Origin of the sequence: Methylobacterium sp. CCH7-A2 (assembly GCF_001557075.1) — a bacterium.
Taxonomy (GTDB): Bacteria; Pseudomonadota; Alphaproteobacteria; order Rhizobiales; family Beijerinckiaceae; genus Allobosea; species Allobosea massiliensis.
This window is the reverse complement of sequence record NZ_LSKN01000272.1, coordinates 1-564: the sequence shown is the minus strand read 5'-3', so window position 1 is coordinate 564 and position 564 is coordinate 1. Positions and strand designations below refer to the sequence as shown.

Here is a 564-nt window from a genome sequence, read left to right as displayed (position 1 = left end):
TGAGCTTGCGGCGGGAGAGGAAGGTGGCGAGTGCCGGGTTCTCGCGGCAGCGGCCAAGCGGGCCGAGCGTCGCGGGCGCGGAGGGCTCTGCGGCTTCAGGAGCGGGTGCTCCTCCCTCCTCCATCAGCGCCTTGACCTGGCGAAGCGTGTCCTTGCCGCCGGGCGCGCAGAGATTGAGCCTTGCCTCGGCGCCGGAGGCGATAGCCGCCGAATAGGTCTCGCAGAGATAGCCGCACTGGCCGCAATCCTGCTGGGCCATGGCGGCGAAGAGCCGGCGCGGCAGGGGTTTGCCCTGCGCGAGCTGCATCCGCTCGGGCAGCGCCATCGAAGGATCATGCCAGGGCGCGCCGTCATCTTCGGCCTGGCCCATCACGGCGGCGTTTTGCGCCGGCGACAGCGCGGTGACGCCGGCATTGTCGAGCGACAGCAGTCCCGCGAAGAAGCCGTTGAGCCAGGAGCGTTGTTCCTCGCTGAACGGCGCGGTCTCCGGCAGGACCTGGACGATCGGACTGGCAGTCTGGACGGTCATGCAGCATCCCCCGTCTGCGTGACGAGCGCCTTCAG

At 69.7% G+C, this 564-nt stretch carries 1 pseudogene; it reads right to left on the bottom strand.

The window, feature by feature from the left end:
* A pseudogene (locus tag AX750_RS20130) lies at positions 1-529 on the bottom strand ((Fe-S)-binding protein); the annotation flags it as partial.
* Between the last annotated feature and the right edge of the window lie 35 nt (positions 530-564).